General features: G+C 66.4%; 19 protein-coding genes. 12 read left to right on the forward strand and 7 right to left on the reverse strand.

All coding sequences use genetic code 11. The annotated features are described in order from the left end of the window. From mdtN to hydA, 10 genes are all read left to right on the forward strand, one after another. A complete protein-coding gene (mdtN, locus tag NVS83_RS05960) occupies positions 1–1,050 on the forward strand; it encodes a multidrug transporter subunit MdtN (protein ID WP_258738513.1) in 1,050 nt (349 codons plus the stop codon). Further along, complete coding sequence (locus NVS83_RS05965) at positions 1,034–2,929, forward strand: FUSC family protein (RefSeq protein WP_258738514.1); 1,896 nt, start codon at positions 1,034–1,036, stop codon at positions 2,927–2,929. The genes mdtN and NVS83_RS05965 overlap by 17 nt, the downstream gene beginning before the upstream one ends. A 4-nt stretch (positions 2,930–2,933) precedes the next feature. Beyond that, on the forward strand, positions 2,934–4,502 hold the full coding sequence (locus NVS83_RS05970) for a TolC family protein (RefSeq protein ID WP_258738515.1): 1,569 nt from the start codon (positions 2,934–2,936) through the stop codon (positions 4,500–4,502). A gap of 247 nt (positions 4,503–4,749) precedes the next feature. After that, positions 4,750–5,436, forward strand: coding sequence for a GntR family transcriptional regulator (locus NVS83_RS05975; protein ID WP_258738516.1), 687 nt, complete (start codon positions 4,750–4,752; stop codon positions 5,434–5,436). Between the two features lie 340 nt (positions 5,437–5,776). Then, positions 5,777–6,667, forward strand: coding sequence for a transporter substrate-binding domain-containing protein (locus tag NVS83_RS05980; RefSeq protein ID WP_258738518.1), 891 nt, complete (start codon positions 5,777–5,779; stop codon positions 6,665–6,667). An 81-nt stretch (positions 6,668–6,748) separates the two neighbouring features. Beyond that, positions 6,749–7,402 carry an amino acid ABC transporter permease gene (locus NVS83_RS05985; RefSeq protein WP_258731564.1) on the forward strand — a complete coding sequence of 218 codons (654 nt, stop codon included), beginning with the start codon at positions 6,749–6,751 and terminating at the stop codon, positions 7,400–7,402. 5 nt (positions 7,403–7,407) lie between these two features. Then, a complete protein-coding gene (locus NVS83_RS05990; RefSeq protein ID WP_258739111.1) occupies positions 7,408–8,223 on the forward strand; it encodes an amino acid ABC transporter ATP-binding protein in 816 nt (271 codons plus the stop codon). 4 nt (positions 8,224–8,227) lie between these two features. After that, positions 8,228–9,589, forward strand: coding sequence for an amidohydrolase family protein (locus NVS83_RS05995; protein WP_258738519.1), 1,362 nt, complete (start codon positions 8,228–8,230; stop codon positions 9,587–9,589). A 3-nt stretch (positions 9,590–9,592) separates the two neighbouring features. Next, positions 9,593–10,384, forward strand: coding sequence for an aspartate/glutamate racemase family protein (locus tag NVS83_RS06000; protein ID WP_258738520.1), 792 nt, complete (start codon positions 9,593–9,595; stop codon positions 10,382–10,384). A gap of 3 nt (positions 10,385–10,387) precedes the next feature. Beyond that, complete coding sequence (gene hydA / locus NVS83_RS06005) at positions 10,388–11,785, forward strand: dihydropyrimidinase (RefSeq protein WP_258738521.1); 1,398 nt, start codon at positions 10,388–10,390, stop codon at positions 11,783–11,785. A gap of 102 nt (positions 11,786–11,887) precedes the next feature. Here the strand turns inward: hydA and NVS83_RS06010 are convergent, their stop codons facing one another. Genes NVS83_RS06010 through NVS83_RS06040 form a run of 7 tightly spaced genes read right to left on the reverse strand, consistent with a single transcriptional unit; the run spans position 11,888 to position 19,563 of the window. Beyond that, entirely contained in the window at positions 11,888–12,478 is a 591-nt protein-coding gene (locus NVS83_RS06010; protein WP_258738522.1) for a GAF domain-containing protein, read from the reverse strand. A gap of 24 nt (positions 12,479–12,502) precedes the next feature. Further along, positions 12,503–14,002 (reverse strand): amidohydrolase family protein, encoded by a 1,500-nt coding sequence (locus NVS83_RS06015; RefSeq protein ID WP_258738523.1) that lies wholly within the window; start codon positions 14,000–14,002, stop codon positions 12,503–12,505. Continuing rightward, a complete protein-coding gene (locus NVS83_RS06020; RefSeq protein WP_258738524.1) occupies positions 13,999–15,054 on the reverse strand; it encodes an ABC transporter ATP-binding protein in 1,056 nt (351 codons plus the stop codon). Before NVS83_RS06020 ends, NVS83_RS06015 begins: the two co-directional genes overlap by 4 nt. Next, on the reverse strand, positions 15,051–16,034 hold the full coding sequence (locus NVS83_RS06025; RefSeq protein WP_258739112.1) for an ABC transporter ATP-binding protein: 984 nt from the start codon (positions 16,032–16,034) through the stop codon (positions 15,051–15,053). The genes NVS83_RS06020 and NVS83_RS06025 overlap by 4 nt, the downstream gene beginning before the upstream one ends. Then, a complete protein-coding gene (locus NVS83_RS06030; RefSeq protein ID WP_258738525.1) occupies positions 16,031–16,963 on the reverse strand; it encodes an ABC transporter permease in 933 nt (310 codons plus the stop codon). Before NVS83_RS06030 ends, NVS83_RS06025 begins: the two co-directional genes overlap by 4 nt. After that, positions 16,960–17,943 (reverse strand): ABC transporter permease, encoded by a 984-nt coding sequence (locus NVS83_RS06035; RefSeq protein ID WP_258738526.1) that lies wholly within the window; start codon positions 17,941–17,943, stop codon positions 16,960–16,962. The genes NVS83_RS06030 and NVS83_RS06035 overlap by 4 nt, the downstream gene beginning before the upstream one ends. A gap of 21 nt (positions 17,944–17,964) precedes the next feature. Continuing rightward, complete coding sequence (locus NVS83_RS06040; protein ID WP_258738527.1) at positions 17,965–19,563, reverse strand: ABC transporter substrate-binding protein; 1,599 nt, start codon at positions 19,561–19,563, stop codon at positions 17,965–17,967. A gap of 294 nt (positions 19,564–19,857) precedes the next feature. On the opposite strand from NVS83_RS06040, the gene NVS83_RS06045 reads away from it, so the two are divergent. Both NVS83_RS06045 and NVS83_RS06050 read left to right on the forward strand, forming a co-directional pair. Further along, on the forward strand, positions 19,858–20,631 hold the full coding sequence (locus NVS83_RS06045; RefSeq protein ID WP_258738528.1) for a maleate cis-trans isomerase family protein: 774 nt from the start codon (positions 19,858–19,860) through the stop codon (positions 20,629–20,631). 5 nt (positions 20,632–20,636) lie between these two features. Then, on the forward strand, positions 20,637–21,311 hold the full coding sequence (locus NVS83_RS06050; protein ID WP_258738529.1) for a GntR family transcriptional regulator: 675 nt from the start codon (positions 20,637–20,639) through the stop codon (positions 21,309–21,311). Positions 21,312–21,497 lie beyond the last annotated feature (186 nt).

Genomic DNA, 21,497 nt, shown 5'->3' on the forward strand with positions numbered 1-21,497 from the left:
ATGGCACCGTCGGCCTATTCGCATCGCAGGAGCCTGCTGGGCTCGACCATCGGCGCGCTGATCATCGTCGGCGCGATCGCCGCCGGGTGGTTCTACTTCCGCCAGGCCGAGCTCAATCCGCTGTCCGAGGACGCGGTGTTGACCGCCAACATCGTCAACATCGCCTCCACCGTGCCGGGCAAGATCGTCGCCATCGCGGTGTCCGAGAACCAGAAGGTGGCGCGCGGCTCGCTGCTCTTCGCCATCGATCCCGAGCCCTACAGACTCGCAGTCGACCAGGCGAAGGCGGATCTGAAGATTGCGGAAGCCGCCCGCGACACGCAGCGCCGCACCATCGCCGCCGAGCAGTCCAACGCCGCCATCGCAGCGGAACAGGTCAACCGCGCCCGCACCAACCTGGCCCTCGCAGAGCAGACGCTCGGCCGGCTGACGCCGCTCCTTCCCAAGGGCTACGTCACGGCCCAGCAGGTCGACGATGCCCGGACCGCCCGCGACGATGCCCGGCTGAGCCTCAACCAGGCGGGGAAGCAGGCGGAGGCGGCGGACAGCCTCGTCACCACGCTCGATGCCGCCGACGCCCTCGTCGAAGCACGCCGCGCCGCGCTTGCGATTGCCGAGCGCAACCTCGCCAATACCGAGATCCGCGCGCCCAATGACGGGCGGGTGGTCGGACTGTCGGTTTCCACCGGCGAGATCGTCGCGCCCGGCCAGTCGGTCTTCACCCTGATCGACACCGACAACTGGTACGCCTCGGCCTTCTTCCGCGAGACCGAACTGGGACAGATAACGGTCGGCGACTGCGCCCGCGTCTTCACGCTGGCCGACCGTTCCGTCAACATCACCGGGACCGTCGAGGGTATCGGCTGGGGCGTGGTGTCTGAGGACATCCTCAACATCCCGCGCAACCTGCCCTATGTCCCGAAGTCGCTGAACTGGGTGCGGATCGTCCAGCGCTTCCCGGTGCGCATCAGACTGGCCGATCCTCCCGAAAACCTGATGCGGATGGGCGCGTCCGCCGTTGCGATCGTTCATCATGGCGACCGCTGCTGAACGCCCCGCGCGGGGCCTCTTCCGCCAGGCGCTGGCCGATCTCGCGCCCTTTCCCGGCCGCTGGGCCCTGACATGGCGCGTCGCGCTGCTGTGCGCGCTCGTGACCATGGTCGCCATGATGTACCAGCTGCCGGAAGCCGCGATCAGCTGCTATCTCATCATCTTCCTGATGAAGCCGGATGCGGTGACGAATATCGGCACGGCAATCGGCCTCATCGTCCTGGTCTCGCTGGTCGTCGCCTTCGTGGTGCTGCTCACGCATGTGGCGATCGAATCGCCCGCGCTCAGGCTCGGGCTGATCGCCCTCATATCGTTCATCTTCCTGTTCATCGGCGCGGCCAGCCAGCTCGGAGAGATCGGCGGCGTCATCGCGCTCGTCATCGCCTTCGTGCTGTCCCTGCTGAGCAACGCGCCGTTCGGCGACGCGGTGACGCTCGCCCTTCGCTATGCCTGGTACATGGCCGTCATGCCGATGGCGCTGATGGTCGTATTCAACCTCTTCCTCGGCATGTCGCCGGTGCGCCTCCTGCGCGGGAAGCTGCGCCAGCGCCTCGAAGCGTGCCGTGCCGCGATCGGCGAGGGCGGCGCGCAGGCCCGCCACGAGCTCGCCGAGCTCCTCGGCGAAGGCAATGAGGATTTCGACAAGCAGGCGGGCTTCGTGCGCCTGCTCAATCTGGTGCCGGGCACGGCGGCCAGCCAGATCGCCCGCGACGTGCGCGCCTCCTATCGCCTCATGATCGCCGCCGCCGAATTTTCGCAGAGCGACGGATTTCCGGACGAAGCGGCAACGCGCGAGGCGCTGGCGCGCCAGATCGACCTCGCGCTCGCCGCTCTCGACGCCGGCGAGGCGCCGCCCCCGCCCCTCGCGCCGGAAGCGACGGCGAGCGAGGCGGAGCGGCAGGCCTGGCGGGCCCTTGCCGTCATCGCCGGCGAAGACGAGGGCAAGATGCTGCCGGCCCCCAAGGCGCCGTTCTTCTTTCCCGACGCCTTCACCAACCCGGACTATCAGCGCTTCGCCCTGAAGACGACGGCGGCGGCGGTCATCTGCTACGTCGTCTATACGGGCATCGACTGGCAGGGCATCCACACCGCGATGATCACCTGCTACGTGGCTGCGCTGGGCACCACCGGCGAGACGGTGCACAAGCTGGGGCTGCGCATCACCGGATGCCTGATCGGCGCGGCGATGGGCGTCGGCTCGATCCTGTTCGTCATGCCGCATCTCCAGTCCATCGGCGGCCTCATGGCGCTCGTCCTCGCCGGCACTCTCGTCGGCGGCTGGGTCTCGAGCGGCAATGAGCGCATCTCCTATGGCGGCGTGCAGATCGCCCTCGCCTTCCTGCTCACTGTCGTGCAGGGCTTCGGCCCGACGCTCGACCTCGGCACCGCGCGCGACCGCATCTTCGGCATCCTGCTGGGCAATCTCGTCGTCTATCTCATCTTCACGCAGGTCTGGGCGGTCTCGATCGAGAGCGCGGCGCGCAGCCGTCTTGCGGGCGCCCTGACAAGCCTTGCCCGGCTGGCGCGCATGACGCCGCGGGACCGCGACGGCGCCGTCGCGCAGCTCGCGGCGGTGGAACACGAGCTTGCCCGGTGCGCCGACATGATCGAGCTCATCCCCCTCGAGCCTCGACAGGTACGCCCCACGGAGAAGGCCGAGGCCGAGCTGCGAGTGGCAAACCGGGAGCTGGAGGCGCTCGGACGCGCCGCCTTTCTCAGTGGAGACGACCTCACCGCACTGGCGCCGCGCCTCGATCAGCTCGCAGACGCCATCCGCAAAGCTCCGGCCGGTCCTCCGGCAGGCGAAACGACGAGGGAAGGCGCGCCGGACGCCATCCATCGGCGGGTCGACCGCCTCGCAACGCTCGTGACGGGATGAGGCGATGAGCAGCTTCCCGTCACGCCTCCGCCCCTCCAGCCGCGGCCGGCTCGCCGCGGTCAATGCGGCCGTGATGGCGGCCATGATGATGGCCCTCATGCTGGCCGGCTGCGCGCCGAACGCGGCCAACATGGCCTCGCCCTCGGCCGACACGCCGTGGACGCCCAACGGCCATGAGAAGGATATGTGGAGCACCGCCCAGCCCGCGCCGGCGGACCCTCCCGGCACCCCGCGGGACTTCGCCGTGCCCGTCAATCCGACGCTCGCCGAGCTGCCGAATACGCCCGATATCGATCTCGATCGTACCTACCGGCTGCCCGAGCTGATCGACATCGCCCAGCGCAACAATCCCACCACCCGCATCGCCTGGCAGCGCGCGCGGGAGGCCGCGCTGGCCGTAGGCATGGTGGAAGCGACGTATCTTCCGCTCATCACCGCCAACGTCATCGGCGGAAGGCAGGACGTCTCGACGCCGCTGCCGGTGCCGCTCGGCGGCCAGCGCTATTTCGACACCACGGCAGAAGGCGTCTCGCCCTCCATCGCCCTGCAATGGCTGATCTTCGATTTCGGCGAGCGGGCCGCGGTCGCCGACGCCGCCAAGCACGGCGCCGTCGCGGCCAACGTGCTCTTCAACGGCGAGCACCAGAAGCTGATCTTCCAGGTCACGCAGGCCTATTACGCGTATGGCGCGTCCCTCGCCCGCGCCCGGATCACGCGGCAGACCAAGCGCAACTCCATCGCCATCCGCGCGGCCGCTGAGGATCGGCTGGACAAGGGGCTCGCCACGACGGTGGAAGTCGCCCAGGCACGCCAGCAGGTTGCCCAGTCAGAGCTTCGCCGGGTCCAGGCCGAGGGTCAGGAGCGCGACGCCTACCAGAACCTGCTCGCCGCCATGGGCATCAACGCCACGCTGCGCATCCATGTCGCCGACGATGCCGGGCGCCGGCTTCCCGACGCATCGAAGGTGCCGCTCGACGCCATGATCAAGCTGGCGCTCGCCCAGCGGCCGGATGTCGTCGCGAGCTATTCGGCGCTCGAGGCCAGCAAGTCCGGCATCACGGCGGCGGAGGCCGAGTTCATGCCGAAGGTCTTCGTCGCCGGCGCCGTGGCCTCCGGAGAAGGAAGCTTCAACGCCAACGGCCTTCCCACCATCAATCAGCAGGCGACCGGTTCGGGCGTGCTGATCGGCGCCACCATGCCGCTCTACGACGCCGGCCTGCGCGCCGCGCAGCTCAAGCAGGCGCAGTCCCGGGCCGCGGCGGCGGAGAACACCTTCCATCGCACGCAGACGCTGGCGGTGACGGAGATCGTCGCGGCCAACAACCAGCTGCGCACGGCCCTCGAATCGTATCGCGCCGCGACGGCTCTCACCAAGGCTGCCTCCACGACCTATGACGCGGCGCTGGCCGCCTACAGGAATGGCGTCGGCACCGTGACCGCCGCGACCGCCGCCGATTCCGGTCTGCTCGATGCGCGCGAAGCCCTCGCCGATGCCCACGCCGCTGCCCTCATCGGCGCCGCCAATCTCGCCTTCGTCGTCGGGGCCATGACGTCGAACCAGACGATCCCTTGAATTCTCGCAATCCCCCGGCCGAGACTGATTTGAAGGTTCGAGGTGCGGCCTGTGGCCGAGCGCGCCCCCCGATATCCACCGACCGCACCCGAACAAGGCTTGTCGGCCGGCGCGGAGCGGGTAAACGATTGTCGATTGGAGACATGAATGGCCCTTAAAGCACTTCATGCAACGTGGTGATCGAGAATTGCCGGCAGGGCGCAGCGAAGATACCCGGAGAACCCGGCCATCGGCGAACAAGCCCCCCATGTCGCGGCGCGTGCCGTTCGCGCATCAGGTGGCGAACGATCTGCGCGACCGGATCATTCGCGGAGACTTGCCGCCGGGAGGCCGGATCGTGGAGCGCGCCCTGTGTGAGATGCTCGCAGTCTCCCGCACGCCGCTGCGCGAAGCTCTGAAGCTGCTCGAGGTCGAAGGCCTGGTCGAATTGTCCCAGAACAAGGGCGCTCGGATCATGTCCTTCACGCCCGAGGAAGCCTCGAATCTGTTCGAGGTCATCGCCGGGCTCGAAAGTCTCGCCGCCGAGATCGCCGCGACACGTATCGAGGCTGCCGACCTCGACCGGCTCGACGACATGCACGCGCGCATGCTGGTGCACTACCGGCTGCAGGAAAAGGATCCCTATTTCGAGCTCAACAGCACCATTCACGACACGATCGTCAGGCTCTCCGGCAATCCTATCCTCATCGCCACCCATTCCAACCTGATGCTGCGGGCACGGCGCGGGCGCTACATGGCGATCATCGACCCGCTGCGCTGGGAAGAATCGGTGAACGAGCACGAGGCCTTCATGGCCGCGCTGCACGCTCGCGACGCCGAGGCCGCGCGTCGTGTCTGGAAGCGCCACCTTCTGCGCACCGGAGAAACGGTCTGCGTGGTCCTGATGGAGGCCGGCGGTTCGCAGGTCGCCGCCGCGGACGACATGACTGCCTGACGCGCCACGGCCCCCCACCGACCTCCGGCATGCTGAAATAGTTGGCAGGGTTCGCGGCCCTTCTCACGGCCGGCCTTCGCCCGCCCGAACCGGGCATGCGCGGCCAACGCGGCGAAACCACACTCAAAATCTCCCGCCACGGACATCGGGAGACCTCGCCATCATCAGGCTAGAGCCGGGAAACGTGCCTCGAGAGCAGGCATCGCTGCACAATCATTTGGCGGGTTCTGACTGGCGATTTCAATTTAAGTTATTGTATAAACTTAGATAAATCAGATGGCATTCAATCTGATGCTCGCCCAGCCCGCCACCGAAAGCCTTGAGACATAGAGAGATTTTCATGTCATTCCGCCTTTCCGCAGCTGGCGCTTCCCGACGCCGCTTCCTCCAGATTTCGGGTCTGTTCCTCGCCATTGCGACGGCCTTGCCGGTCGGTCTCGCCGCTGTTGCGAACCCGGCGAGCGCCGAGCCGCTTACCCTCGACGCCATCAAGAAGGCAGGCGTCGTGCGGGTGGGGGTCGAGGCCTCCTACCGGCCGTTCACCTTCCGCGACGACTCCGGCAAGATCGTAGGCTACGATCTCGATCTCGCCGAACAGATCTTCAAGCCGCTCGGCGTGAAGGTGGAATTCGTCGACACCGCCTGGGCCGGCGTCATTCCCGCGCTCTATGCCGGCAACTTCGACGTCATCATGACTTCGCTCACCTACACCAAGGAGCGCGTCGCCAAGGTCGGCTATTCCATTCCCTACACCGAGGCGACGCAGGAGATGCTGATCCGCGCCTCCGACGCCGACACCATCAAGAATCTCGACGGCATGGCCGGCAAGATTCTCGGCGTGAAGCTCGGCTCGGCCGGCGACACGATGAAGACCAAGCTCGAAGAGAAGCTCAAGGCCGATACCGGCAAGGGCTTCGCCGAGGTGAAGACCTACGACGATCATCCCGCGGCCTATCTCGCTTTGTCGCAGGGATCGGTCGACGGCGTCATCAACTCGCTCGCCACCCTGACCCAGGTGGTGAAGGATGCCCCGGGCAAATACGCGATCGTGCGCGACATCGGCCCGCGCAACTGGGCCGGCATCGGTACCCGCAAGGAAGACACGCAGCTGATCGACTTCCTGAACGAGCGCATCGAGGCACTCAAGGCGAATGGCGAGATCTACAAGCTTCAGGAAAAATGGTTCGGCACCAGGATGAAGCTTTCCGACAAGATCCCCGACTTCTCCTGAACGCCTGTGCGGGGCGGGTGAAGCGCCCGCCCCGCCGTTTCGGCCGGGTCCCTCCGGCCCCTCGATCGCGGATACGAGGCAATGACGATAGACTGGGCCATCGTCGAGATGGCCATTCCTCTTCTCGCCGTCGGCACGGTGATGACGCTCAAGATCGCGTCGGTCGCCGCGCTGCTTGGCCTCACGGGCGGCATCGCCCTCGGCCTCGTCTCGCTGGGCGGATGGGCCTGGATGCGCTGGCTGGTGCGCGGCTATGTCGACTTCATTCGCGGCACGCCGCTGCTGATCCAGATTTTCATCGTCTTCTTCGGGCTGCCGCTGATGGGCTTCCGGCTCGGCGAATTCTGGGCGGGTGTGATCGCGCTCTCGCTCAACAGCGCCGCCTATATTGCCGAGATCGTGCGCGGCTCGGTCGGCTCGGTCGAGAAGGGGCAGACGGAGGCGGCAAAATCGATCGGCATGACCCAGGGCAAGATCCTGCTCTACATCCTGCTGCCGCAGTCGATCCGGCCGATGCTCCCGGCGCTGACGAACGACATCATCACCCTCCTGAAGAACACCTCGCTGCTCTCGGTCATATCGGTCTACGAGCTGACACGCTCGGGCCAGGCGATCGTCGCCTCGCATTTCGCGCCGCTCGAGATCTTCGCCCTCCTCGCCATCTATTACTACGCCATCATATCCGTGGTTTCGTGGATCTCGCGGGTGATCGAACGGCGCCTGCCGGCCTGGTGATCACGATGACAACTGACACGCATCCCGCCACCGAGCCCCGGACGCGCGAAAAGCCGCTTCTGTCGGTGCAGGGTCTCCGAAAGAGCTTCGGCGAACGCGAGATCCTCAAGGGTATCTCCTTCGACGTCATGTCCGGGCAGACACTGGTGCTGATCGGCCCCTCGGGGTCCGGCAAAACCACGGTTCTGCGCTGCCTGAACTATCTGGAAACGCCAACCGCCGGTGCCATCGAGCTCGCGGGCGAGCCCGTCGGCGGCGCCTATGTCGGCGAAGCAGCCAAGTGGGCCCCCTTGCCGGAGCACCGGCTCGCCCTCCAGCGCAGCAAGTTCGGATTCGTCTTCCAGCGCTTCAACCTGTTCCCGCACCTGACGGCCCTGCAGAACGTCGCCATCGGTCCGCGCAAGGTGCTCGGACTTTCCCGTGTGCAGGCCGAGGAACGCGCGGCCGAGCAACTGGCCCGCGTCAGCCTCGCCGAGCATATGGACAAGCGCCCCTCCCAGCTTTCGGGCGGGCAGCAGCAGCGCGTGGCGATCGCGCGTGCGCTGGCTATGGAGCCGCGCCTCATCCTGTTCGACGAGCCGACCTCCGCGCTCGACCCCGAACTGGTGCACGAGGTGCTCGACGTCATGGGCGATCTCGCGCGCGAAGGCATGACGATGATCGTCGTCACCCACGAAATGGGCTTCGCCCGGCGGGCGGCAGACAAGGTCATCTTCATGGCCGACGGGCACATCGTCGAGGAAGGCCCGCCCGAAGACGTTTTCACGGCGCCCCGCGAGGAGAAGACGCGCCGTTTCCTCACCCACGTTCTCAACCGGTAGACCCATGTCCAACCCGTCTTCCGACCAGCTCTACGACCTGGTCATCACCGGCGCCACCGTGCTGACGGGGGCGCCGGCCGGCCACGTCATCGACGACGCCGTCATCGCGGTCTCGAACGGCCGCTTCGCCCGCATCGAGCCCGCCGGCGCTATCGGCGCTCCGCTCCGGGCGCGGCGCACGGTGCATCTGCCAGGCCGCGTGATCACGCCGGGCCTCGTCAACGTTCACACCCACGCCAATCTCTCCATGGTGCGGGGCGTCGCCGAGGATCTCGGCTTCGCGCCGGCCTACACGCCCGGCATCCCCCAGGGCCACATGGTGACGCCCGAGGAGGCCTATGCGATCTCGCGGCTCGGGGCGCTGGAGGCACTGCTCTTCGGCTCGACGCTGATCAACGACACCTTCGTGCACGCGGACATCGTGACACCCGCCATGGCCGAAATCGGCCTGCGTGTGTGGTCCTGCGGGCGCATCCACGATGTCGACTTCTCCGGCGTATCCGTGGGGCGCTGGGACTATGTCGACGCCATCGGCGAGCGCACGCTCCAAGACGCCATCGACCTTGCCGAGCGCTTCGAGGGCAAGAGCGGGGGACGCATCGGCGTCCAGCTCGCCGCGCATGCCCCCGACACCTGCTCGACGCCGTTCCTGCGCCGCATCGCCCGGGCGGCGGAAGAGACCGGGCTTCGCGTCACCACCCATCTGTCCCAGAGCAAGGTCGAGCTCGCGCGCATTCGCGAGCGCGACGACAAGAGCCCGCCCGAACTACTCGACGAGATCGGCCTTCTGAACGAGCGGCTGACGGCGGCGCACTGCATTCACGTCAGCGACAGCGACATCGCCCGCATCGGCAAGGCCGGCATTCATGTCGCACACATCGCCAAGGGCAACGCCACCGGCGCCACCATCGCGCCGACCGACAAGCTGCGCGCGGCGGGGGCGAAGCTCGCCCTCGGCACCGACAACATGCACGCCGACATGGTCGAGGTGATGCGCTGGGCGCTCGCGGTCGGGCGCATCCAGCTCGGCGCGGTGACGCCGGACTGGCAACCCGACACCGTGTTCGAGATGGCGACCATGGCCGGCGCGCGTGCCATGGGGCTGGAGGAAGAGATCGGCAGCATCGAGATCGGCAAGCAGGCGGACTTCGTCGCCTTCGATTTCCGCCAGCCGCATCTGACGCCGGCGACCAACCCGCTCGGCAATCTCGTCCATGTCGCCCAGGGCCGCGATGTCGAGCTGGTGGCGGTCGGCGGCGAGGTCATGGTGGAGGGCGGCCAGCCGACCCGCGTCGACGCGGAAGCGATCCGCCGCGACGCCGCCGCCGCCATCGCGGCACTGTGGAAGCGGGCGCGCGAGGGCTGAGCGATGCGTATTCTCCTGATCAATCCCAACACGTCGGTCGCCATGACCGAGCGCATGGTGGCGAGCGCGCACGCGAACCTCGCCCCCGACGTCGAGCTCGTTCCCATCACGGCGGAAGAAGGCGTGCCCTATATCGCCAGCCGCGCCGAGGCGCAGGTCGCCGGCACCACCACGCTCGAGTTGATCGCCCGGCACCAGCAGGGCGTGGACGCGGTGGTCATCGCCGCCTTTGGCGATCCCGGCCTGATCCCCGCGCGCGAACTGTTCGACCTGCCGATCACCGCCATGGCGGAGGCGGCCATGTTCACCGCCTGCATGCTCGGACCGCGCTTTTCGATCATCACCTTCTCCCACGCCCTGACCGCCTGGTACGAGGACGCCGTCGCGCTGGCCGGCCTTCAGCCGCGCTGCGCCGGCGTCCGCGTCCCGCGCGCCACCTTCCGCTCCGTCCACGATGTGCAAGACGAACTCGAGGACGATCTCGTCGCGCTCGCCTGCCGCACGGTGGAGGAAGACAAGGCCGATGTCGTCCTGCTGGCCGGCGCGCCGCTGACGGGCCTGGCCGCGCGGATCGCCGACCGCGTGCCGGTGCCGCTGGTCGACCCTCTGGACGCGGCGATCGGGCAGGCTACGCTGCTCGCACGGCTACGCACGCGCCCGACCCGGGCCGGACGCTTCGCGCGCCCGGGCCCAAAGCCGGCGGTCGGGCTCACCCCGGCGCTGGCGGCCTGGATCGAACACCGGAGCGAGGCGGCGGGCCTGTCGGTGCCGCCGGCACGGCAGGAGGCGAGCTGAGCCATGTTCGACACCATCATCCGGGGTGGACGCGTCTCGACCGCATCCGACACCTTCTTCTGCGATGTCGGCATCACGGACGGGCGCATCGCCGCGCTCGGCGCCGATCTCGGCACGGCCGCCGAGATCATCGACGCCAGCGGCAAATGGGTGCTGCCGGGCGGCATCGACAGCCATGTCCACATCTCCCAGCCTTCCGGCGAGGGGATCGTGATGGCCGACGATTTCGAGAGCGCCACCCGCTCGGCGGTGATCGGTGGCAACACCACCGTCCTACCCTTCTGCATGCAGGAGCGCGACCTACCGCTCCGCGAGGCGGTGAACGCCTATCACGCCAAGGCGGACGGCGAATGCTACACGGACGTCTCGTTCCACCTCATCATCTGCGACCCGACGCCCGCCGTCCTCGGCCAGGAGCTGCCCGCGCTGGTGCGCGACGGCTACACCTCCTTCAAGGTGTTCATGACCTATGACGGGCTGGCGCTCACGGACCGGCAGATGCTGGAGGTCATGGCCGTGGCGCGCGAGACTCGCGCGCTGGTCATGGTCCACGCCGAGAATTACGACATCATCCGCTACCTGACCGACCAGCTTGAGGCGGGCGGACACACGGCTCCGCGCTTTCATGCCACCTCGCGCCCCGTCATCGCCGAGCGCGAGGCGACCTATCGGGCCATCTCGCTCGCCGAGCTCTCCGACGTACCGCTGATGGTGGTTCACGTCTCCAACCGCGAGGCAATGGACGAGATCCGCCGCGCCCGCCGGCGCGGCCTGAAGATCTTCGGCGAGACCTGCCCGCAATATCTCGTCCTGACCGAGAACGACCTCGACGGCCTCAACATGGAGGGCGCCAAATATGTCTGCTCGCCCCCGCCCCGCGACGCGGCGAGCCAGAAGGCATGCTGGGAAGGGATCGAGCAGGAGATCTTCTCGGTATTCTCTTCCGATCACTGTCCGTTCCGCTACGACGACCCTCAGGGCAAGCTCGCGCCCAAGGGCCGCACCAGCTTCCGCTGGGTACCCAACGGGATACCGGGTGTCGGCGCGCGGCTGCCCATCCTGTTCTCGGAGGGGGTGATGAAGGGGCGGATCGACATCAATCGCTTCGTCGCGCTCACCGCCACCAACCACGCAAAGACCTACGGCCTCTATCCACGCAAGGGCACGATCGCGGTGGGCGCGGATGCGGACATCGCCATCTGGGATCCCGAGCGGCGGCAGAAGCTGACCCATGCGATGCTCGCCGATGGCTGCGACTACACCCCCTATGAAGGGATCGAGATCACCGGCTGGCCGGTGACGACGCTGGTACGCGGCAAGACGATGGTGCGCGATGGCGATCTGATCGGCCGGAAAGGCCATGGAACCTATCTGACGCGCGCCATCAGCGCCTTTGCCTGAGCACCTCGAGGGCGTCGCTTCAGCCCGGCAGACGAGCGTTCCTTGCCGGGCCCAGCGTGGTCGTCGTCACAGGCGACTCACCCCTGCCCGACCTCCGCGCTATCAGGCGGCCCATGGCCCGAGGCTTTCAGCCACCTCGGCGACACGCTGCGGGCCGCCGCGCCCCATCCAGACAGCCGCGGCACAGGCGGCGAAGAGTTTCTGCACGCGCATATCGGTCTCGTCGTAGATGTAGCGGGCCTGAGAGGCCGTGTTGAACATGCCGATCACGTCGCCATTCCACATTACCGGCACATAGATCGAGCACCCCACGCGCCCGGACTTGATGATCTGGCGAAAGATCTTGTCCTCATCGGTATTGCGCACCACGGCCGCCTGTTTGGTCTGCACCGCATGACCCGGCCGGCTGTCCGTCACCGAGATGCGCGCGCGGCCAAGCCCGAAATTATCGGCGAAGACGATCATGTGGTCGCGGCTCGGGGCAATGAAGAAGCAGGCCGAGACGATGAACTGGGTTTCGCCCGGCTTCAGGGCGCCAGGCAGGTTCACCGCGTCGGGATCCCCCAGCAGGCCGCGCGTGGCATTTGTGAAGTGGCGCACCCCCTCCTCGGGATCGGTCTCGTGCCACGCCGCCTCATTGGCATCGTGAAGCACATCGAGGGCGCGGGCGTGGAAATCGGCAGGACGTGTCATCGCAAATCTCTCAAGTGCCAATGTTCAGTGACTGAAGCGCGCGGGATAGGTGTCGGCCGCGATGTCCATGCACTGGCAGCGGCGGTAAATGCGCTCGTAATGGGGAGAAATGCGCTCCACATCCGCTTCCGACGCGGATAGCTGCGGCTCGATGCGTCGATGGGCTTCGCGGATCTCCTCGATGATCGCCGCCTCGTCGATGCGCGTCAGCTTGCCGTCCTGCTCGATCACCTCGCCGTCGACCATCACGAGGTCGACCTCGGCGCGGCTCGCCGAATAGACGAGCTGGTTCAGCGCGTTGTTCAAAGGGGCGAAGGGGATGCGGTCGAGCCGGTAGCCGACGATGTCGGCGATACGCCCGGCCTCCACCGCGCCCAGCTCCTTTTCGCGGCCAAGCGCACGGGCGCCGCCCATCGTCGCGGCGTAGAACGCCTCCTCGGCGCCAACCCACTCGGTGTGATCGCCGCGCAGCTTCTGCAGGAGCGCGGTGAGATAAAGCGCGTTCTGCATGTCGGTGCCTTCGATCGAGCCGCAGCCATCCGTGCCCATGCTCACATTCACGCCGGCCTTGAGCAGCGCCCGCACCGGCGCGAGGCCGGAGCCGACCTTCAGATTGGAAGGGGGGTTGTGCTGAATGGAGACGCCGGTCCGGGCGAGGATCTCGATCTCGCGCGGATTCAGCCAGATGCCGTGAATGAACGCCGTCTTCGGCTTCATGAAGCCGATGCGATCGAGATATTCGATCATGGTCGAACCGTAGAACAACTGGCCGGTGACCACCTGCATGCGCGTTTCCTGCACGTGGATCATCAGCGGCAGGTCGAACTCGTCGGCCATTCGGCGCACGTCGAGCAGGAAGGCCTCGGTGCAGCGCTGCGGCGCCGACGGCGCGGCCATGTAGGCGACGCGGTTCGTCGAAGGATGCCGCTCGCGCGCCAGCCCCCTCACGAAGTCGAGCAGTTCGGCACCGCTATACATGCGGGTGCCGTCGAGCTCGGCCAGCAGCTCCTTGGGAAATTCCTCGTCGACGAAGGGGACGGCGCGGAAAAAGGGTCGATCGAACAGGGTGATGCCGACATTGGCCCGGATGCCGATGTCCTCATATGCCTGGAAGACCTGCTCCACATGGTCCGGGCGGATACGCGGGCTCTGGTTGGTGTCGTCGCATATGGTCGTCGTGCCGCTGCGCACCGCCTCGATCGCACCGATCATGGTGCGCAGATAGATGTCGCGGGGCGTGAGCTCGATCGGCTTCAGCGGGCGGACATAGTTCATCCAGAGCTCGAGCGGGAGATTGTCCTTCCGCCCTTTGTAGAAGCCCTCATGGCTGTGATGATGGCCATTGATGAGCCCCGCGGCGACGAGCAGATCGCGCCCGTCGATCACCGTGCCCGCGGGCTCGCGCGCGCCATGCGGGCGTATCTCGGCGATGACCCGGCCATCGATCTCGATGTCGACGGGCTCCGGCGCAGGCGTCGCATTCTCGCCCATCAGGGCATGGCAGTTGACGATGGTCGTCTTCACGCGGCGTCTCCGGTTCGTGCTGGCCGTTGATCGTTCTCCCGCGTCGGGGACGGCAGACGTCCTTCCTCGACGGCGTGACAGGACACCCACGCCGCGCCGACGCGGATCGGCTGCGGGGGCTCGCGCGAGCACCGCTCATTGGCCAGCGGACAGCGAGGGTGGAAAGCGCAGCCGGACGGCGGCGCCAGCGGGCTCGGCACCTCGCCCGAAAGGCGGGCACGGGAACGGTTCGGCGCGCGTGGATCCGGCACCGTGTCGAGAAGCAGCCGCGTATAGGGGTGAAGCGGCTGCTCGAGGATCTGGCCGGCGTCGCCCTGTTCGACAAGACGGCCGAGATACATCACGCCCATCCGGTCGGCCATGTGCGCGACCACGGCGAGATTGTGCGAGATCAGCAGAAAGGTGAGGCCGAGCTCCCTCTGCAGCTTCTTCATCAGGTTGAGGATCTGTGCCTGCACCGAAACGTCGAGCGCGGAGGTCGGCTCGTCACAGACGATGAAGGCGGGGTTCGATGCCAGCGCGCGGGCGATGGAAATGCGCTGGCGCTGCCCCCCGGAGAACTGGTGGGGAAATTTCCGCGCATCCGCCGGCGACAGCCCCACGACCGACAGAAGCTCGGCGATACGCTCCGTCAACGCGGCGCCGGGCGCCATCAGCTTGTGGGTGAGGATCGGCTCGGCAACGATGCGCCCTACCCTCCAGCGCGGATTGAGGCTGGCATAGGGGTCCTGAAAGATCATCTGCAGATTGCGCCGATACGGCAGTGCCGCATCACGGGTGCGAAAGCCGGAGATGTCGACGCCCATGAACGACACCGAACCGGCCGTCGGAGGCTGGATGCCGGCGATGGTGCGCGCGATGGTCGACTTGCCGCAGCCGGATTCGCCGACCAGCGCGAAGGTCGAACCGCGTCCGATCTCGAAATCGACCTCCTCGACCGCATGGACCGTGCGGCGCCCTGCACCCGTCAACAGGCGTTGCAGCAGGGGCGGCGAGGCATCGAAGCGGACCGTCAGCCGGTCCACCGACAGAATTGTGTCCTGCATGCTCATCCAGCCACGCTCCGCGACGTGTCCCCCGCGAACCAGCAGGCGACACGCGACGGTCCGATGACCACGTCGTCCGGGCGCTCCACCGAGCAGCGCGCTTCGGCGATGGAGCAGCGCGGATGGAAGGCGCAGCCGGAGACCGGGGCATCGGGTCGAGGCATCGAGCCGGGTATCTGCGTCAGCTCCACCTCGCGCCGGCGCATGTCGGGGATCGAGGCCATGAGCCCGCGCGTATAGGGGTGGGATGCTCCCGCAAGAAGCGTCGCCGTCGGGCCGATTTCCACGATGCGCCCCGCATACATGACCGCGACGCGGTCGGTCGCCTCGGCGATGACGCCCATGTCGTGCGTCACCAGCATCACCGCCGTGCCGCGCTCGCGGCACATACGGCGCAGCAGGTCGAGGATCTGCGCCTGAATGGAAACATCAAGCGCCGTGGTCGGCTCATCGGCGATGATCAGCCTCGGCTCGCAGCAGAAGGCGAGCGCGAGCACCACGCGCTGGCGCATGCCGCCGGACAGCTCGTGCGGATAACTCCGCAGCCGCTCGCGCGGAGCCGGGATGCCGACTTCCGCGAGAAGCTGTCCGGCACGCTCCAGAGCCTCGCCCGCCTTCAGCGGCAGGTGCGTCTGGATGGTTTCGACGAGCTGATCACCGATGGTCATCAGAGGATCGAGGCTGGTCAGCGGATCCTGAAAGACCGCCGCGATCTCCTTGCCCCGCAGGCCGCGCAAGGCGTCTTCGCCCAACGTGTCGATACGCCGCCCGCCAAACAGGATGCGCCCGCCGGCCTGATAGGCGGGCTTCTCCAGCAATCCGAGCACCGCCGTGCCGGTGACGGATTTGCCGGCACCGGATTCGCCGACCACGCCGAGGATCTCCCCCTCGGAAATCTCGAACGAGACCTCGTCGATCGCGGTCAGGACGCGTGTGCGCGCGGCAATCTCGACCCGCAGGCTTTCGACCTTGAGGAGCGCGCTCATGTGGCCAGCTTCGGGTTCAGCGCGTCGCGCAGCCAGTCGCCGAAGATGTTGACCGACAGCGACAGCAGCACCAGCAGCAGGCCCGGCAGCGCGCTGATCCACCAGTCGCCGGAGAACACGAATTCATTGCCGATGCGCACCAGCGATCCCAATGACGGCTGGGTCGGCGGCAGCCCCACGCCGAGGAAGGACAGCGTCGATTCCGTCAGGATGGCCAGTGCCAGATTGATGGTCGCGATGACGAGCACCGGCCCCATCGTGTTCGGCAGGATGTGCGAGAGCAAGATCCGCGCCGTGCTCACGCCCGTCACGCGCGCCGCCAGCACGTATTCGCGTCCACGCTCCACCAGCACGAGGCCACGTACGGTTCGCGCATACTGGACCCAGAAGGACGCCGCGATCGCGGCGACGAGGATCGGGACCGCGAGTTCCTGATGCAGTTCCGCGGGCAGAACGGTGCGCGTCACGCCATCGATCAGCAGCGCGATCAGAATGGCCGGAAAGCTGAGCTGCACATCGGCGGCGCGCATGATGATCGCATCGAGAATGCCACCGAAATAGCCGGCCACCAGCCCGAGAAGCACGCCCGCGACGCCCGCGGCCATGACGCTCGCAAGGCCGACGAGCAACGAGGTCCTGAGGCCGAAGAGCATGGCGGAAAGCATGTCCCGGCCCTGGGGATCGGTTCCCAGAAGATAATAGTCGCCGAACAGTCCCTCGGTGCCCGGCGGCAGGCGGGCGTCGGCGGCGTTGGCCGCAGCGGGATCGAAGGCATCATAGGGCGCGAGGACATCGGCGCCCATCGCGGCGGCGAGCAACGCCAGCCCCACCAACGCCGCGAGTATCGCGATCGGCGAGCGACGGAACCGGTAGGCAAGGTCGCTCTGCCACCATTCGGCGGCTGTGTGGCGCACGCCGGTTAGGCTCATGCCGCCCTCCCGACCAGGCCGGCGGCCTTAACCCGGGGGTCGATCGCGACGTAGAGCAGATCCACCGCGAGGTTGATGAGCGCGAAACAGAGCGCGATGAGCACCAGATAGGCCGCCAGCAGCGGCACGTCCGCAAACTGGATGGCCTGGATGACAAGCAGCCCAAGTCCCGGCCACTGAAACACCGTCTCGACGATGATGGAGAAGGCGAAGACGTTGCCGAACTGCAGGCCGATCATCGTCACGACGGGAACCAGCGTGTTGCGCAATGCGTGACGATATTCGATCGCACGCGGTCGAAGCCCCCGCGCACGGGCAAAACGGATGAAATCGGCGCGCATGACTTCCAGCATTTCCGCGCGCGCCAGCCGCATGATCAGCGCCAGCTGGAAAACGCCGAGCGTGACGCTTGGCAGAACCAGCGCCCGGATGCCGCTCCAGCTCAGGAGGCCCGTGCTCCACCAGCCGAGTGACACGACCTGCCCCCGCCCGAAGGAAGGTAGCCATCCCAGCCACACCGAGAAGGTCAGGATGAGCGCAATGCCGATGAGAAAGGTCGGCAGCGCAACACCGATCAGCGACGCTGCGAGCAGCAGCTGTGACAGCCAGTGCCCGCGATGCAGCGCGGTCCAGACCCCGAGCGGCACACCGAGACCGGTCGCGATCAGCATCGAGATGAGCGCCAGTTCGAGGGTGGCGGGAAAGCGCTCCGCGATCAGCGCCGAGACCGGCTGGCCATAGCGGTAGGAGATGCCGAAGTCCCCCTGCAGCGCATGGCCCACGAAACGGAAGAACTGGATGACGAAGGGGTCATCCAGTCCGAGCGCTGCCCGCATCGCCTCGCGATCGGCAAGGCTCGCCGTCTGCCCGACCATGTTGTTCACGGGGTCGCCGACATAACGGAACAGGGAGAAGCTGACGAAGGCCGCGACCAGCAGGACGAGCACCGTCTGCCCAAGCCGTCCAAGAACGAAACTCATGTCGCGGCCTCCAGCCTACCCTCAGTCGAGGGTGACCCACTTCAGTTCAAGACTGTCGTCGGAACGCAGCACCACGTGAACGCCCTTGCGCACGCCCCAGGCAATGCCCGCCTGATGCACGGGGATGTGGCCGTAATCCTCCTTGTCGAGCGTCATCGCCTCGAAAATCATGGCGTTGCGCTTTGCCGGGTCGACCTCGACCTCGATCTTCTGGGTCAGTGCGTCGACCTTCGGGTTGGAATAGTTGCCGATATTGTAGGTGCCGACCTTGCCTTCCGGCGTGTTCATCGTGTCCTGCAGGGTCGAGTGCGCGTCGTAGCTCAGCGGCTGCCAGCCGATCATGGCGAAGGACGTGTCGCGCGCCAGCACCTTCTCAAAGAACTTGGTGCGGGTCTGGGCGTTCAGCGTGACCTTCAGCCCGACACGGGCGAGCATGCCGACGATCGCCTGGCAGATGCGCTCGTCATTCACGTAGCGGTCGTTCGAGCAGTCCATGGTGAAGGAGAAGCCGTCGGGGTAGCCGGCCTCGGCCAGCAGCTTCTTGGACGCTTCGGGATCATAGGGCGCGGCGCGGGTGTCGAGCTTGGGATCGTAGCCGTTGATGCCCGGCGCGATCATGGTGCCCGCGATGTGCGAGGTGCCGCCCATGATGCGGTCCTTGATAGCGTTCATGTCGATCGCCTGATAGATCGCCTGGCGAACGCGCTTGTCCTTCAGCGGGTTCTTGCCCTTGACGTCCGAATTGAGCAGCTCGTCGCGGTGCTGGTCCATGGCGAGCATCATGGTGCGCAGCTCGGAACCCTTGAGCACCTGGGTCGCCTCGTTGCTTTCAATGCGCGCCACGTCCTGCTGCGGCACCGGGTAGACCATGTCCACCTCGCCCGAGAGAAGCGCCGCGACGCGGGTGGCATCCGACTGGATGGGGGTGAAGACGACCTTCGAGACGTTGCTCTCCTTCTCGCCCCACCAGTTCGGGTTCGGTACGAGAACGGTCTTCACGCCGGCCTGCCGGCTCTCGATCATGAACGGACCGGTGCCGTTGGCGTTGGTGGTGGCGAAGTTCTCGACCTTGGCCTTCACGCTGGAGGGAGCGGTCGCCTCGTGCTTCTCCGCCCAGTCCTTGCTCATGATGTAGGTCGAGGTGATCTGCACCGGCAGGATCGGATTGGGCTTGGCCATGATGAGATCGACCGTGTGATCGTCGACCTTCTTCATGTCGGTCACCGAGGCCACGGTATAGGCCATGTCGGAGCCGTCCTTCTTGACCCGCTGCAGCGAGAAGATGACGTCATCGGCGGTGAACGGCGTTCCGTCGGCGAACTTCACGCCCTCGCGCAGGTGAAAGCGCCACACCGTGGGCTCCGGCTGCTCCCAGCTTGTGGCGAGCGCGGGCACAAGTTCCAGATTCTTGCCGCGCCCGACGAGAGGCTCGTAGATCTGACCAAGCCAGGAGAGCGTGAAGGTCTCAGCCAGCGCATGGGGATCCAGCGACGCCGGATCGACGCGGTAGGCATAGCGGAACTCCTTGCCGCCATCGGCCGCAGCCGCCGGCAGAATGGCAGGCGACGCGGCGACGAACAGCGCCGTCAACGCGGTGGTCAGCAGAACCGGAAATCGCATGGCAGGTGCTCCTGGAAGGGATTTTTGCATTCATTTTTCGAAGCCAAGTGTGCTCCAATCAAGTGTTCACTTAAATATCAAATAGTAGGCAGCGCATCCTCATGAGATGCCCGCCGCTGCCGAGCCACGCGCCATGACTTGCTACATATCTGAGCAAAACCGCACAGATGTGAGATTTCTTCCGCATTGACGAAAACCGTTCCACAGGGCAAGAGCTATATGGAGCGGAACGGTCCCGTCGCGTTGGACGTGCTCGCAAAGCACGGCGCCTGTCATCAGGTCGGGTATTTTTGAATGCAAAATGATCGCCCCTTCCCAAGACGTCTGATCGGCATGCTGACGCCGTCGTCCAATACGGTGCTGGAGCCCTACACCTCGCTCCTGCTGGAGCCGATGTTTCCCGAGGTGACGGCGCATTTCGGTCGCTTCCGGGTCACCCGCATCGCCCTTGACGAAGGCGCATCGGAGCAGTTCCGCCAGGAGCCAATTCTCGCGGCAGCCGAGTTGCTTGCCGACGCCCGCGTCGATGTGCTCGCCTGGAATGGCACCTCGGCGAGCTGGCTGGGATTCGACACGGATGAGCGCCTCTGCGAAGCCCTCCATGCACGGACCGGCATTCGGGCGACCAGCGCCATTCTCGGCCTCAACGGGCTGATCCGGGAGCGGAGCGTGAAGCGGCTTGCGCTCGTCACCCCCTACACTCCCGATGTCGGCGAGCGCATCGCCGCGAATTACGCGTCCATCGGCGTGTCGGTTGTTGCCGGCATCCATTGCGGCCTGTCCGACAATTTTTCCTTCGCCGAGATTTCCGAAGCGCGGATTGCGGCCATGTGCGAGGACGTTGCAGCCGCCAAACCGGACGCGATCGCCATCGTGTGCACCAACATGCGCGGGGCCGTGGTCGGCGCCGACTTGGAGCGGCGAATCGGAATTCCGGTCTATGATTCCGTCAGCACCACCCTGTGGGGGTGCCTCAGAGCGCTCGACGTCGCGACCGATCCTCTGGTCCGCTTCGGTTCGATGTTCGCCACTCCGCGCGCTTCCGAGATGGCCGTACCCGCGGAGTGAACATCATGTCGCTGGCTCGTCAGGACGAGGAACCGGAAGCCGTCTCGCTGCACGAGCAGACCGTCAACAAGTTGAGGACGGTCCTTCTGAACGGGGAGTTGAGCGACGGCAGCCGCATCCCGGAGGCCCAGCTATGCCTGCGCTTCGGCGTTTCGCGGACGCCGCTGCGCGAGGCGCTCAAGGTCCTTGCGGCAGAAGGCTTCATCGAGCTTCGCCCCAATCGCGGCTCGATTGTCGCCCCGATCGATCCGATCGACGTGGCCCATGTGTTCGAGCTGAAGGGCGCCATCGAGAACCAGATCGGCCTGCTCGCGGCCCTGCGCGCGACGCCGCAGGATCATGACCGCATCGAGCAGGTCCACAGGGAACTCGCCACTCATCCCGATCCGACGTCCTATACCGAGCTGAACCAGGAGTTTCACCGGGCGCTCGCTACCGCCACGCACAACCCGGTACTGGTCCAGACCTACGACAATCTGCAGAAGCGGGTCCTGCGGCTGCGTTTCGTGGTCAACGAGAATCCCGTCCGGGTCGCCCAGTCCTTCGACGAGCACGAGGCGATCATGGTCGCGTTTCGTGCCCGTGCGCGTCTCGATCTCGCCGAGCGGCTCGCCGAGCACAACCGCCTCACCGGGGAGGCGGTCCTGCGCACCCTGCGCGGCGAGGATCTGGCTCCCTGACGAGGGGCCGAATGCGCCCGGTGAATTTCTGGGCATTCACGTCGCGCGCACGCCCAATCCGCACCCGCCGCATATTTTCTCTCGTTTTTTCAGCGAATTAGGCTGGCGTGCACTGGCCAATGAAACGGCTTTACCCCCGCCTTCAATCTTCTCAAACTAAGTAAATACTTGATTGGTTCGTCGGTT

This window comes from Ancylobacter mangrovi, assembly GCF_024752335.1.
GTDB classification, from domain to species: Bacteria; Pseudomonadota; Alphaproteobacteria; order Rhizobiales; family Xanthobacteraceae; genus Ancylobacter; species Ancylobacter mangrovi.